11 protein-coding genes are annotated in these 14,085 nt (G+C 42.8%); 6 read left to right on the plus strand and 5 right to left on the minus strand.

Annotated elements, in window-relative coordinates; all coding sequences use genetic code 11:
- The coding region (locus tag F7734_RS62400; protein WP_207714316.1) for a hypothetical protein at positions 1–219 on the plus strand (219 nt) is incomplete at its 5' end.
- Positions 220–499: 280 nt separating this feature from the next.
- Here F7734_RS62400 and thrB read toward each other — a convergent pair.
- The 4 genes from thrB to F7734_RS38800 all read right to left on the minus strand — a co-directional run bounded on the left by thrB (position 500) and on the right by F7734_RS38800 (position 4,361).
- Positions 500–1,447, minus strand: a complete 948-nt coding sequence (gene thrB / locus F7734_RS38785; RefSeq protein ID WP_155749766.1) for a homoserine kinase — start codon at positions 1,445–1,447, stop codon at positions 500–502.
- Positions 1,448–1,879: 432 nt separating this feature from the next.
- On the minus strand, positions 1,880–2,230 hold the full coding sequence (locus tag F7734_RS38790; RefSeq protein ID WP_038088622.1) for a DUF1257 domain-containing protein: 351 nt from the start codon (positions 2,228–2,230) through the stop codon (positions 1,880–1,882).
- A gap of 183 nt (positions 2,231–2,413) precedes the next feature.
- Positions 2,414–3,925, minus strand: a complete 1,512-nt coding sequence (locus tag F7734_RS38795; RefSeq protein WP_155749767.1) for an AAA family ATPase — start codon at positions 3,923–3,925, stop codon at positions 2,414–2,416.
- 103 nt (positions 3,926–4,028) lie between these two features.
- Entirely contained in the window at positions 4,029–4,361 is a 333-nt protein-coding gene (locus F7734_RS38800; RefSeq protein ID WP_155749768.1) for a hypothetical protein, read from the minus strand.
- Between the two features lie 336 nt (positions 4,362–4,697).
- Between F7734_RS38800 and F7734_RS38805 the strand changes: the two genes are divergently transcribed.
- The 3 genes from F7734_RS38805 (at position 4,698) to F7734_RS38815 (ending at position 9,938) form a co-directional block, all read left to right on the plus strand.
- Positions 4,698–5,852 (plus strand): NAD-dependent epimerase/dehydratase family protein, encoded by a 1,155-nt coding sequence (locus F7734_RS38805; RefSeq protein WP_155749769.1) that lies wholly within the window; start codon positions 4,698–4,700, stop codon positions 5,850–5,852.
- Positions 5,853–6,045: 193 nt separating this feature from the next.
- A complete protein-coding gene (locus F7734_RS38810; protein WP_155749770.1) occupies positions 6,046–7,158 on the plus strand; it encodes a glycosyltransferase family 1 protein in 1,113 nt (370 codons plus the stop codon).
- Between the two features lie 188 nt (positions 7,159–7,346).
- Positions 7,347–9,938 carry a GAF domain-containing protein gene (locus F7734_RS38815; protein WP_155749771.1) on the plus strand — a complete coding sequence of 864 codons (2,592 nt, stop codon included), beginning with the start codon at positions 7,347–7,349 and terminating at the stop codon, positions 9,936–9,938.
- 20 nt (positions 9,939–9,958) lie between these two features.
- Here F7734_RS38815 and F7734_RS38820 read toward each other — a convergent pair whose 3' ends face one another.
- Positions 9,959–10,213 (minus strand): hypothetical protein, encoded by a 255-nt coding sequence (locus F7734_RS38820; protein WP_155749772.1) that lies wholly within the window; start codon positions 10,211–10,213, stop codon positions 9,959–9,961.
- A gap of 430 nt (positions 10,214–10,643) precedes the next feature.
- Here F7734_RS38820 and purC point away from each other — a divergent pair, with 430 nt between their 5' ends.
- A complete protein-coding gene (purC, locus tag F7734_RS38825; protein ID WP_155749773.1) occupies positions 10,644–11,393 on the plus strand; it encodes a phosphoribosylaminoimidazolesuccinocarboxamide synthase in 750 nt (249 codons plus the stop codon).
- Positions 11,394–11,603: 210 nt separating this feature from the next.
- Positions 11,604–14,027, plus strand: a complete 2,424-nt coding sequence (locus F7734_RS38830; RefSeq protein ID WP_155749774.1) for a BamA/TamA family outer membrane protein — start codon at positions 11,604–11,606, stop codon at positions 14,025–14,027.
- The last annotated feature ends 58 nt before the right edge of the window (positions 14,028–14,085 follow it).

Here is a 14,085-nt window from a genome sequence, read left to right on the forward strand (position 1 = left end):
GAATTAATAGAGATAAATACTTATTTTTTGGACCAAATTCATTCTAAATGTAAAGTTTTACTAAGTCAACAAAAAACGGCAACCCTTGCTGCCGTTATAAAAATTAATATTATCTATATCTTAAGAAAGACGTTTTGCAGTCCAACTTTTATTTACTTATGCAAAAAAGTATATGTAATAACTTTTTTATGGGTATGCAATACAGTTGACAAAAATTAAAATACTTGTTAAGTGCGAACAGACAAACGAAACAGAATTGTATTCTAGAGGTCGGAGCGGCCTGGTAACTTCCGTGAAATCAGGTTTCTGTCCCTGTTTACCCACGCAATATTCAGTTATCTTCAACCCAAAAGACGCTTATTTTTCGAGTCAGTTCCCCAACTTTTGATACTTCCTCCCCTCGTTTCCAGGTAGAACCTGGGAACGAGGTGAGGGTTAGACCGATCGAGAGCCAACAGCATCCGCAGAAGTTGTCGGGGATCTAACTTTGTTCTCCAACCTACTCAATGACCAATCTAGCTCCTTGAGTGTCAACAGAAAGCGATCGCACATCCGCCTTCACGCCTTCCTTCAACCAAGCATCTGCCATAGCCTTTGCTACAGCATCAGCATGAGCCGTATCCGTCAAAGCCAAAAGGGTTGGTCCCGCGCCACTAATTGCCATTCCATAAGCACCAGCCCCAACAGCAGCAGAACCCACCGCATCATAACCTCGAATCAAAGCCTTTCGATAAGGCTGGTGTAACCTATCCTGCAAAGCAGCCCTCAACCAATCTCTTCTTCCAGTTTCCAAACCACGCAATAACAAGCCAAGATGCGCCGTGTTGAAAATAGCATCGCCACGACTAACCTCAGATGGCAAAACCTGTCGCGCTTCCTTTGTTGAAAGCTCAAAATCCGGAATCGCCACCACCGAAACAATTTCTTGACTCCAAGGAATCTCACAAATCTCCCATAAACTTTCTTTTTCTCTTAGCGATGGATTCTCCACCCCTGTCGCCGCCAAACGACATCCACCCAAAAAAGCAGGCACAACATTATCTGGATGTCCTTCCAAAGCAATTGCCAACTCCAACAGCTGCGACTGAGTCAACGGTTCATCAGCCAACACATTTGCACCAATCAACCCACCAACTATTGCCGTTGCGGAACTCCCCAAACCTCTCGCCAACGGCACACCAAGAGAAATATCAATTTGCACAAATGGTGGCGATTGCTCTATACATTCGTAAAATTTTACAAAAGCTTGATACAGTAAATTACTTTCATCAGTCACAACCCGTTCAGCCTCAGCACCCGTCACAGTTATGACCCACCGCCCTTGAGAGTGGCGAGTAAACTTATACTCATTGTACAGAGTCAAAGCAGCACCGATGCAGTCAAACCCCGGTCCCAAGTTAGCAGTCGTTGCGGGGACAGTAATAGTGGCACAAGAAACTACAGACATTTTTATGCTTCAGAGCAATTAATCAAACAGCTTCTCATGGAAACGATTAATTTGCTCATTTGTCATTGGTAAGGGTTTTAAGGAGATTTACACTCCGTAACATATCTCCAACCTATCCAACCTACAACTAAAACCTCAGTATCAAGCAAATAAACCTACAGAATCTTCTATCCGCATCCATCTGCGTTCATCTGCGGTTCTGATTCCGTATAATATAGATACAAAACTTCAAAAAAATAAAAACTAGATTTATAAAGTTTGTGAAAAGATCCAAAATTCTGTTATGTTTAATTTCAGAGAGGGTAATCTAAGGTCACAAGCCCAATAAAAAATTAGCGGACTGGAATGAAGCTCCAGCCCGGTAAAAAAGCGGGCTAACCCTTTAAGGAATCTGGTTAACCCGTACAGCTTTGGGAACGCGCAGAGTAAGGGTTATTGCAATACCAACTTAACGTTGGCATTTTGCAAACCGCGCTGCTTCACTTCAGCCAGAGTCTTGTTAACAGCATACTTCTGGTTGATAGAGTTGATGAGTTCGGTTTGGTTGTGCTTCTTAGCAACGCCCCACAGGTCTGCGATCAAGTCAAAGGAACCGTCGCTGTTGCGAGACCAACCGAGGTCATATTCGCCTTCGAGAACAGCAACTAAGTCAGCACGAACACGCTGACCATTGTAACCACGAACATCTGCTTCAGTCTTCACAGAGATGCCGAGGTCACGCAGGGAAGCCTTGAGGATTTCAGCATCGGTGATTTTGGTACGCAGAGTGCTAAAGTGAGACATTTGGGTTTCCTCCAATGAGAAAGTAGAGAAAAGACAACAGTTTGTTTTTTGCAAAGCCGCGTTTGGCAGAACGCGGGTGGCAGTAGCTATAACGGGGTGAAAACCCCTATAAGGCACTGCTTTTTTCTTAAACTGCTAGCTTTTGATGCTAGCCTTTCCCCCTGTGGTAGCAGGAGAAAGCTTTTAGAACTCCATTCGCTGGTATTCAGCAACGGAGGCTGCAGCAGGTCTTGCTCGCTGTCTGGCCCAGTCTCTTAGGGCTGTTACCTGTTCTTGCATCGTTCGAGACAGCGGCAGTGTTGCCTTTAGTGCAGCAATAATATCTAGTTGAGTGAACTCCCGATCTTGGGCAAAAGCTTCGTACATTGCCGCCACGATCGCCTGTTCAATTTCTGCCCCAGAGAAGCCATCTGACATCTTAGCTAGTTGTTCGAGGTCAAACCGAGAGATGTCATTCCGGCGCTTGTTCAAGTGAATCTTGAATATATCCTGACGTTCTTCATTTATTGGCAGATCCACAAAGAAAATCTCATCAAAGCGACCTTTCCTCAAAAATTCACCAGGTAAACGCTCAACTCTGTTAGCTGTGGCCATCACAAACACTGGTGACTTCTTCTCTTGCATCCAAGTGAGGAAAGATCCAAATATCCGGCTAGAAGTACCTCCATCAGAATCTGACGACCCCGCACTTCCTGCAAAAGACTTATCCAATTCATCTATAAATAAGATGACTGGGGAAATAGATTCAGCCGTTTTTAACGCGTTACGTAAGTTGGCTTCCGAACGCCCCACCATGGAACCATCATAGACACGCCCCATATCCAACCGCAACAACGGTAAACCCCAAAGCCGAGAAGTTGTTTTAGCAATCAACGATTTACCACACCCAGGAACACCTAAAATCAACATTCCCTTAGGTTGGGGCAAACCATACTCCCGCGCTCTTTCCGTAAAAGCGTTGGAACGTTGCTTGAGCCATTTTTTTAGCTCTTCCAAACCACCGACACCGTCTATAGTTTCATCTTCCTCTATGTACTCAAGTATACCATTCCGGCGAATGAGTTGCTTTTTCTCTGATAAAACTATATCCACTTCTTCTTCTGTCAGACGCCCTGACGTTACCTGCGCCTTACGGTAAACCTTTTCAGCTTCATCCTTAGTTAACCCTAAAGCTGCCCTCAGAAGCTTTTCCCTTGCTTCCGTTGTTAGCCGCCGTCCACGGTTTTGATCTATGTGATGGGTTAACACCTTATTCAAGTCTCCCATATCCGGTAGCGGGAAGTCAAGAACAACAACTTCCTTCTCCAACTCAATGGGAACTTGTTGCATTGGAGACATTAAAATAATGTTTTTCTGCGTACCCTTGAAACTCGCGATCGCATCTCTTAGCGATCTTGTTGTCGCAGGCGCATCTATAAAGGGGTGTAAATCTTTAAGAATAAATATACTAGGTTCTTTCTGGCGAATAATCCATTCAATCGCTGCTTCTGGAGAAACAGTATTGTGTTGGGTGACATTTCGCGGCTGACCGTACTCTACGATACCATGAGTCACTGTCCAAACGTAGACCTTCCTCTGTGGCTTTGATGATTGAGCAATATGAGAAATTGCTTGCTCAGCCCGCTCTTCCTCGGAGGTCACAAGGTAGATTAGAGGGTATTGAGCTTGAATGAGTATATTGAGCTCTTCTTTCATACTTCGACCTACTTGAGACCTTTACAGAACAGTACAGACATCGCCAATTTTAATAAGGGGGGAGAGAATTATGATAAATATCTCTACTACTCACAACTCCCACCTAGCAAGGAACTAACTCTTCCTCACCTTTCTGATTCGTTTCATCCATTTCTTCAATGGAAATACGTTCTTGACCAATTATTCCTGGCTGTTTGCCAAGTGCTGCCAATTCCCCGTCACGGATGACTAGCGAACTCTCACAGCTTGGGCAGGAATAAACTCTATGAGATCTTCCATAAGAAGCTTCATCTACTAATTCTGAATGTGCCAGATAGAAAACCAGAGCGCGTTCCGCTAGCTCTGACATTGGTTCTGAGTCAACTGCTGAACGAATTTTTAGTTTCCTATGAAGTTCCGGCGACAAATACAAAGTAACCTTTTGCTTAGTTTGCATATTACTGTTTTGCGGTCTTACCCGGGTATGTATTTCACAATATCGGCTGACATTTTGCTTGTCAACCCACTATGACGTTTTGACGGCACTTTTGTAATATTTCTTAATGTCGTGCTTGGTTAGTGGTTAATGGTTAGTAGTTGGAGACTAAGAACGAGGAGAAAACGACTGACAACCAGCGACTGACAACCAGTGACTGACAACCAGCGACTGACAACCAGCGACTGACAACCAACGACTAACAACCAACGACTAACCCAAGCGCCCAATCTTTCATGATTAGAGGTGCCACAAACCTGATAGATTTAGCTATCAGCGAGTAAAAACTTGGTGAAAATGAAAGTCCTGGTTATTGGTGGCGATGGTTATTGCGGTTGGGCAACCGCACTTTACCTTTCAAATCGAGGTTATGAAGTTGGTATTTTAGACAGTTTAGTGCGACGGCATTGGGACAACGAGTTGGGAGTGGAAACTCTAACCCCAATCGCACCAATTAAACATCGAATTCAACGCTGGCACGATTTGACAGGTAAATTTATTGACCTGTTTATTGGCGATATCACTAACTACGAGTTTTTGAGTAAAGCGCTGCACAAATTTCAACCAGAAGCAATCGTGCATTTTGGCGAACAAAGATCTGCGCCTTATTCAATGATTGACCGCGAACACGCAGTTTTTACCCAAGTCAATAACGTAGTTGGGACTTTAAACTTGTTGTACGCTATGCGGGAAGACTTCCCAGACTGTCATTTAGTGAAACTAGGGACAATGGGAGAATATGGAACACCCAACATCGATATCGAAGAAGGGTACATCACAATCGATCATAACGGGAGGAAGGATACTCTACCCTACCCCAAACAACCCGGTTCCATGTATCATTTGAGCAAAGTTCATGACAGCCACAACATTCACTTTGCGTGTCGGATTTGGGGATTGCGAGCCACAGACCTGAACCAGGGCGTTGTTTACGGCGTTTTGACAGAAGAAACAGGCATGGATGAACTGTTAATTAACCGCCTGGATTACGATGGTGTATTCGGTACGGCACTGAATCGCTTCTGTATCCAAGCAGCGATCGGACATCCCCTAACAGTTTACGGCAAAGGCGGTCAAACTCGAGGATTCTTGGATATTCGGGACACAGTACGGTGTATCGAAATCGCTGTAGCCAATCCAGCAGAACCTGGTGAATTCCGCGTCTTTAACCAGTTCACTGAACTATTTAGTGTTGGCGATCTAGCAATGATGGTAAAGAAAGCTGGAAACGCATTGGGGCTGAATGTGGAAATTAATCACCTAGAAAATCCTAGAGTTGAGAAAGAAGAGCATTACTTCAACGCTAAAAACACCAAGCTTTTGGATCTTGGGTTGCAACCTCATTATCTTTCTGATTCTCTACTCGATTCTCTACTGAATTTCTCCATTAAGTACCAAAGTCGAGTTGATAAACACCAAATTTTGCCTAAAGTCTCTTGGCGAAGAAATTAGAGCAATCTGAAGGATGAAGTATAAAATTAGACTTTTAATTGATTGAAAGACTGGGAAGATGGATACATAGATCCATTCACAACACAATTGGTACACATAACCAAATTGTGTTTCTTTTTCATCTTTTATCGTTTATCTTTTATACTTCATCCTTTAGAAATGGGTTTTGTTGACAGTACTGATATAATCTGATATGCGAATCGCTCTATTCACTGAAACCTTTCTGCCCAAGGTAGATGGCATAGTCACCCGCTTGCGTCATACAGTAGACCATCTTCAACGTAATGGAAACCAAGTCCTAGTTATTGCTCCTGATGGTGGCATAACTGAATACAAAGGAGCTAGAGTATATGGAGTCTCAGGTTTCCCCTTACCACTTTACCCTGAGTTAAAAATGGCACTACCTCGCCCAGCAATCGGTCATACTCTAGAGGAGTTCAAGCCAGACATAATTCACGTCGTAAACCCGGCGGTTTTGGGGTTAGCTGGTATATTCCATAGCAAATACCTCAATATCCCTTTGGTTGCGTCTTACCATACACATCTACCACAGTATCTTCAACATTACGGTTTGGGAATGTTAGAAGGATTACTGTGGGAATTGCTTAAAGCCGCTCACAATCAAGCGTCTTTAAATTTGTGTACTTCTACAGCAATGATGGAGGAATTAACCTCACACGGTATTGAAAGGGTTAGTTTATGGCAAAGAGGAGTGGATACAGAATCGTTTCATCCGGATAATTTATGCCTAAAAATGCGATCGCGCTTGTCTCAAAATCACCCAGAAAGTCCATTATTACTATACGTAGGTCGTCTTTCGGCGGAAAAGGAAATTGAGCGAATCAGACCCATATTAGAAGCTATACCCGAAGCACGGTTAGCATTAGTAGGGGACGGGCCTCATCGTCAAACACTAGAGAAACATTTCGCCGGAACTAATACACATTTTGTTGGCTATCTTGTTGGCAAAGAATTAGCCTCTGCTTTTGCAAGTGCTGATGCCTTTATTTTTCCTTCCCGTACAGAAACATTAGGATTAGTCCTTCTAGAAGCCATGGCAGCTGGGTGTCCGGTTGTAGCTGCACGATCAGGTGGTATTCCGGACATTGTAACAGACGGTGTCAATGGATATCTTTTTGAACCAGAAGCAGATGTTCAAAGCGCTGTTGCAGCCACTATTCGTCTTTTAGAACAGCAACAAGAACGAGAAACTATCCGTCAAAATGCCCGAAAAGAGGCAGAACGTTGGGGTTGGGCAGCTGCAACACGTCAGTTACAAAGTTATTATCAGAAGGTTAGTGGTTAGTGGTTAGTGGTTAGTAGTTAGTGGTTAATAGCTAACAAGCTAAATAAATTTCTCAATGAAAATCCACAAATTAACAACTAACAACTGACCACTGATAAATTTCTCAATGAAAATCTACAACTAACAACCAACAACTAACCACTAACCACTAATAAACAACTCACAACTAACAATTAACCAAACATTCCATGACACTCCTAAATACTGGTAGCGTCCTGGCTACATTAACAGAACTCACTCAAGTTAACCGCACAAACGCCTTATTGCGCCGTGTCAAAGACCTATCCGTTAACGAGTTTGTTTGCTTGCTAGATTTCATAACAGCTGAATTTCAGCAGTTTCTGAGAGCGATCGAACTGATTAATAATGAAGCTCTAGAAACCATGTTAGAAAAGGTGCTGGAGGCAATTACACTGAAAATTGGTCAAATCCTTCAAGCACAGCATACCACAATTTTCCTTGTCGATCGCGATAAAGGTCAATTATGGTCAAAAGTGCCTCAAGAAAATATTTACAAACCTTTAGAAATTCGCACGCCTATTAATGTTGGAATTCCCGGTCATGTTGCTAGTACGGGTGAATGTCTAAATATTGTAGAAACCCATTCCCATCCTCTCTTTAGCCCAGAATTGGAAAAGCAAATGGGCTACAAGATGGATAATATTTTATGTATGCCCGTCTTAAGTAGCAAAAATCAAATTGTAGCGGTTGTACAACTGGCAAATAAAGCAGGAGATATTCCTTTTGATGCTGAGGATGAAGAACGCTTTCGAGATTTTGCTGCATCAATTGGTATTATCTTAGAAAGCTGTCAATCTTTCTATGTAGCTGCCCGCAATCAACGGGGTGCAACAGCTCTTTTACGGGCAACTCAAACCCTGGGGCAAAGTTTAGATTTGGAAGCAACTTTGCAAATAGTGATGGAACAAGCCCGAATCTTAATGCAAGCGGATCGCAGCACACTGTTTTTATATCGTAAAGAAATGGGAGAGCTATGGACTAAGGTAGCAGCTGCTGATGGCAAAACCATGATAGAAATTCGCATATCTGCCAGTAAAGGTATTGCTGGATATGTCGCATCTACGGGTGAAGCGTTAAATATTCCCGATGCCTATAAAGACCCGCGTTTCGATCCAAGTATAGACCGAAAAACAGGTTATGTAACTCGCAATATTTTATGTTTGCCAGTCTTTAATTCTGCCAATGAACTCATTGGCGTTACTCAATTAATTAACAAGCAGCAAGGTAGCTTTACCGCTTCTGATGAAGAATTTATGCGAGCTTTTAATATTCAAGCAGGAATTGCTTTAGAAAATGCACGCCTGTTTGAAAATGTATTGCTAGAAAAACAGTATCAAAAAGATATTTTGCAAAGCCTTTCGGATGCCGTAATCTCTACGGATATGGAAGGAAAAATAGTGACTATTAATGATGCAGCGCTACAGCTATTGGGCTGTCCTTTATCGGAATCTAACGGAAAAAATATTAAGTATAATTGGGAACAACATTTGATAGGTCGTTTGGTTTGGGACGTTGTACCTATTGATAATTTACAATTCAGACTGCAAGATAGCCTGAATTTTGGCGCAAGGCATTATGTGCCAGAACAAAGTTTAACAGTTGGGTTATATTTGGAGACTTTATACACAGCACCCGTACAAGATTCGACTATATCCGTACCAGAAACAGGTGATTGCATTTTAGCAATACGCGATCGCAACAACCCACAAATTTTTCTTCCCTGGAATCAACCTCTTACACCCCTTTCATCCTTACTTCATGAGTCCTCAATTCAAAAAATTGACCGAAGTATCAATCTTACAGTTAATCCCTTAACCAATCCAGAAGGAGGTGTCCGAGGGGGTTTGGTGGTATTAGAAGATATAAGTCAGGAAAAACGGATGAAAACAACAATGTACCGCTACCTGACTCCCGGTGTTGCAGAACAAGTAATGGCACTGGGGGAAGATGCTTTGATGGTGGGTGAACGGAAGGAGGTAACTATTTTATTTTCTGATATCAGAGGTTACACCACGTTGACAGAAAATTTAGGAGCAGCTGAAGTGGTGTCACTACTGAATCAGTACTTTGAAATCATGGTTGAAGCCGTTTTTAATCACGAAGGAACATTAGATAAATTTATTGGTGATGCCTTAATGGCAGTGTTTGGAGCACCACTCCCACTGACAGAAAATCATGCGTGGAGGGCTGTGCAATCAGCCTTGGAAATGCGGCAAAGACTGGCTGAATTTAACCGACGACGCGTCATCCAAGCACAGCCCCTAATTCATATTGGCATTGGAATTAGTTCTGGGGAAGTTGTTTCTGGGAACATTGGGTCTCGAAAACGGATGGACTACACTGTGATTGGAGATGGTGTAAATTTAAGTTCGCGTCTTGAAGGAGTTACAAAGGAATACGGTTGTGACATTGTCTTAAGCGAATTTACTTATCACTTGTGTAGCGATCGCATTTGGGTGCGCGAACTAGACAGGATTAGGGTCAAAGGAAAACACCAAGCCGTTAACATTTATGAATTGATTGGAGATCGTAGTATGACTCTAGATGCTAACACGCAAGAATTTTTGTTCTTCTACCATCAAGGACGTAATGCTTACACGGAACGCAACTTTCAAAAAGCAATTGACTTTTTTCAATCCGCCAAAAACATACGTCCTGGAGACCAAGCTGTTGATATCCATCTAGAACGCGCTTATAATTACCTTGACCACCCTCCCGATTATATGTGGGATGGTGTTTGGACAATGCTTTCCAAGTGATTATATTATATAGTCACTCGTCACTGGTCACTGTTCTTGAATGGGTCTTCACCTATCCTCAGTTCTTGTTTTGACCGTTTCAAAGTTTTCCAAAGTTCTCTGACTCGTTCGTAAGCATCCTCAGGAGATATTTTACCAGCCGTTTCCAAGCTACAAATATAACTGACTCTTTGAGCAAATTCCTGTAAATTGGAATTAAAAACTAAATTTTCTGGCTTTATCTGACCATAGTAATGCCCTCGTGGATAGATAAAGTTATCTTTACTACTGACCATTGTTTTCTCCATTATGAAAATTTCAAATTTATCAGCCTCTGCAACATCCCCGACTTCTTTATGATACAGAGTCGCGAATGAATGCCCTAATCCTTTAAGAAGTCGGGAAGCGGAGTAAACTGACCTATCAAAACTTATAAGATAGACCAATAGTTTACACTTTGATGTTGGATGTACGATCTTATTTAACCTGACTGGAAAACACTGCCAAAAATGTACGTTTCTATACATTACTTTGTATATTTTAGCATTTTGTTCCATGAAAAGATATTACAAGTTTTAGTATCAGCAAATACTAAACGTTTGATGTGGACAGGGGTGCAACATTTGATTCTGGCTCCTCCTCCCTACTGCTTAGTCCCTTTAGATATAAAATGGTTAAGCTTGTAAGCATCAAAGCTGCCCATCGTCTATTACTTAACCTTACATCATGTCTGCTCTAACAAAATTATACGAAGGCAAAGCAAAAATCCTATACTCAACGGATCAACCTGATATTCTACTAGCTGATTTTAAAGATGATGCGACTGCTTTCAATGCTCAAAAGCGTGGAAGTATACAAGGCAAAGGGATTATAAACTGTAGCATTTCTAGCAAACTTTTTCAACAACTGGAAACACAAGGCATAAAAACCCACTATATTGACAACCCCACCCCCAATCAAATGCGGGTTAGGGCAGTCAAGATTTTGCCGCTCGAAGTCGTTGTCAGGAACATTGCCGCCGGCAGCCTATGTCAACAAACAGGCTTACCGTTAGGAACCGTACTCAAACAGCCGTTGGTCGAGTTCTATTACAAAAACGATCCGTTGGGAGACCCTTTGCTCACACGCGATCGCTTACTGCTATTAGAATTAGCCACACCGGAACAAGTGGATAGTATTACCCATCTAGCATTGCAAATCAACAATTTTCTCATCAACTTTTTTACAAGGTGTGACATTACCTTAGTAGATTTTAAACTAGAGTTTGGTTTGGACTCACAACAGCAGTTGCTGTTGGCAGATGAAATCAGCCCTGACACCTGTCGATTGTGGGATAATTCCGCCGGAGACGATCCAAATCGTCGAGTTCTTGATAAAGACCGTTTTCGTCGAGATTTGGGAAATATAGAGAATGCATATCAGGAGGTTTTACAACGAGTGCTAAAAGCGGTAGATGAATTAGGGAGTAGGGAGTAGGGAGTAGGGAGTAGGGAATAAAACAATAGGAATTAAATTAAGATCAACTAATCCCTAACCCTTAACCCCTAACCCCTATTCTTTGCCTTTTGCAATTTGGCATATAAATTAGAAAGGCAAAAGTAAAAATATAGTTTTTACTTTTACTGGTCGCATATAAGCATGACTGCCTTTTGATGGTGTGTGGACGTGAAGAGGAATCTAAATAAAATGCGCTTATCTCCCTTTATATTTACAGTTGTAGCGATCGCAGCCCCGTTAGGCAATTCGCTGAGCGTGAACGCACAAACCGCCAAAGATTTAAAAACAGAACCAAAAACAGCGGCGGTTATAGTACCTACAACAGATCCAGAGCAAGTTATTGTTGGGGTATTCCCAGCAGTTGTGCCTGGATCGGTAACCAAGCCAGAAGTTATAGTGCCAACTGTTATCACATCAAAAACTGCACAAAACCTTCAACAAACTCCAAATTCCGAGAATCAACCACCTACTGGTACTGAGCAACAAGCCCCATCATCTCCCGGTACAACAAATACACCACAGGAGACAAACCAGCCAACTGAGGAACCAGTACAAAATAACCAACAACTGCCCAATTTAGAAAAACCGCCATCGGGTACTCAACAACAAACACCAACCCCAGAAACCCAACAACAAACACCAACCCCAGAAACCCAACAACAAACACCAACCCCAGAAACCCAACAACAAACACCAGACAATACAAACCCACCTACGTTGGAACAAACACCTCCGCCAACTCAACAGCAAACTCCATCAGAACAATCTCCCGCACCAACAGAACCTCGGGTGCTTGTCTCGGAAGTGTTGATTCGGAATGAAGCCGGACAAGCGATCGTGCCAGAGTTGGAAGACCAAATCTATAGAGCGATTCGTACCCAACCTGGGAGAACCACAACTCGTACACAATTGCAAGAAGATATTAACGCCGTCTTTGCCACTGGTTTCTTCTCTAATGTTCAAGCAGTGCCAGAAGATACACCATTAGGTGTACGGGTAAGTTTTGTGGTACAACCTAATCCCATCCTCACTAAAGTACAACTGCAAGCCAATCCCGGTACAAATGTTCCCTCAGTACTACCAGCTGATACTGTAGACACAATATTTAAAGAACAATATGGTAGAATATTAAACCTTCGCGATTTACAGGAAGGTATCAAACAACTAACCAAGCGCTATCAAGATCAAGGTTATGCACTAGCAAACGTTATTGGTGCGCCTCAAGTTTCTGAAAATGGAGTTGTCACCCTGCAAGTTGCAGAAGGTGTGGTAGAAGATATTCGAGTTCAGTTCCGCAATAAGGAAGGCCAAACAACAAACGACAAGGGAGAACCAATTCGCGGAAGAACACAGCCATACATTGTGACGCGAGAACTGCAGTTAAAGCCGGGAAATGTTTTCAATCGCAATACAGTGCAAAGAGACTTGCAAAGGGTATTTGGGCTGGGACTATTTGAAGATGTGAATGTTTCCCTTGACCCCGGTACTGACCCAAGCAGAGTGGATGTAGTAGTCAACGTTGTTGAACGCAATAGCGGTTCCATTGCAGCGGGTGCTGGTATCAGTTCTGCCAGTGGATTATTTGGTACTGTAAGCTATCAGCAGCAAAACCTGAATGGACGAAATCAAAAACTAGGTGCTGAGGTACAGCTCGGAGTGAGAGAATTATTATTTGACCTCCGCTTTACAGATCCTTGGATTGCTGGTGACCCTTACCGCACTTCTTACACAGCCAATATTTTCCGCCGGAGATCGATTTCACTCATCTTTGAAGGCGACGATAACGATATCGAAACTGTTGAAAACGTTAACGATCCAAATGAGGACGGTGATACCCCTCGCGTTGTACGCTTGGGTGGTGGTGTCAATTTCACTCGTCCTTTATCTAAAAATCCATTTGAAAGAGCGGAATGGACGGCTTCAGCTGGTTTGCAATACCAGAGAGTGACTATCAGAGGTGATGGGGAGACTGCTAGGCTGGGACGCCTTGAAGGTACAAATGAGTTTGTTGAACTGAGCGAATCTGGAGAAGGGAAAGACGATTTACTGCTCTTGCAATTGGGCGTTGCACGCGACTTGAGAAATAATCCTTTACAACCCACAAGTGGTTCTTTCCTGCGCTTGGGTGTTGACCAATCTGTACCCATAGGATTGGGAAATATTTTCCTGACAAGATTGCGCGGTAGCTATAGCACATACTTACCCATCGATTTTACAAACTTTACTAAAGGACCCGAAACTCTTGCTTTTAACGTTCAAGCAGGAACGATACTTGGGGATTTACCGCCTTATGAAGCTTTTTCTCTTGGTGGTAGTAACTCTGTACGAGGTTATGAAGAAGGCGGCTTGGGTAGCGGACGTAGTTTTGTCCAAGCATCAGTTGAGTATCGCTTCCCCGTATTCTCTGTAGTAAGCGGTGCTTTATTTTTTGATGTCGGTAGCGATTTAGGAACAAGTACTAGGGCGGCGGAACTGCTGGATAAAGATGGTACTGGTATCGGCTTTGGTCTTGGGGTGCGAGTGCAATCTCCTTTGGGACCAATTCGTATTGACTACGGTGTTAACGGCGATGGTGATAGCCGGATTAACTTTGGTATTGGAGAAAGATTCTGATTGGGCTGATGGCTAATAGCTAATAGCTAATAGCTGATGAAGTTTGGCAATTAGCCAT

Source organism: Scytonema sp. UIC 10036, from assembly GCF_009725235.1.

What these genes read in the sequence shown, in the direction of transcription:
- F7734_RS38820 (WP_155749772.1), bottom strand. Translation starts at nt 10,213, where the DNA reads ATGGTCAGTAGTAAAGATAACTTTATCTATCCACGAGGGCATTACTAT.
- thrB (WP_155749766.1), bottom strand. Translation starts at nt 1,447, where the DNA reads ATGTCTGTAGTTTCTTGTGCCACTATTACTGTCCCCGCAACGACTGCT.
- F7734_RS38830 (WP_155749774.1), top strand. Translation starts at nt 11,604, where the DNA reads ATGCGCTTATCTCCCTTTATATTTACAGTTGTAGCGATCGCAGCCCCG.
- F7734_RS38815 (WP_155749771.1), top strand. Translation starts at nt 7,347, where the DNA reads ATGACACTCCTAAATACTGGTAGCGTCCTGGCTACATTAACAGAACTC.
- F7734_RS38800 (WP_155749768.1), bottom strand. Translation starts at nt 4,361, where the DNA reads ATGCAAACTAAGCAAAAGGTTACTTTGTATTTGTCGCCGGAACTTCAT.
- F7734_RS38805 (WP_155749769.1), top strand. Translation starts at nt 4,698, where the DNA reads ATGAAAGTCCTGGTTATTGGTGGCGATGGTTATTGCGGTTGGGCAACC.
- purC (WP_155749773.1), top strand. Translation starts at nt 10,644, where the DNA reads ATGTCTGCTCTAACAAAATTATACGAAGGCAAAGCAAAAATCCTATAC.
- F7734_RS38790 (WP_038088622.1), bottom strand. Translation starts at nt 2,230, where the DNA reads ATGTCTCACTTTAGCACTCTGCGTACCAAAATCACCGATGCTGAAATC.
- F7734_RS38810 (WP_155749770.1), top strand. Translation starts at nt 6,046, where the DNA reads ATGCGAATCGCTCTATTCACTGAAACCTTTCTGCCCAAGGTAGATGGC.
- F7734_RS38795 (WP_155749767.1), bottom strand. Translation starts at nt 3,925, where the DNA reads ATGAAAGAAGAGCTCAATATACTCATTCAAGCTCAATACCCTCTAATC.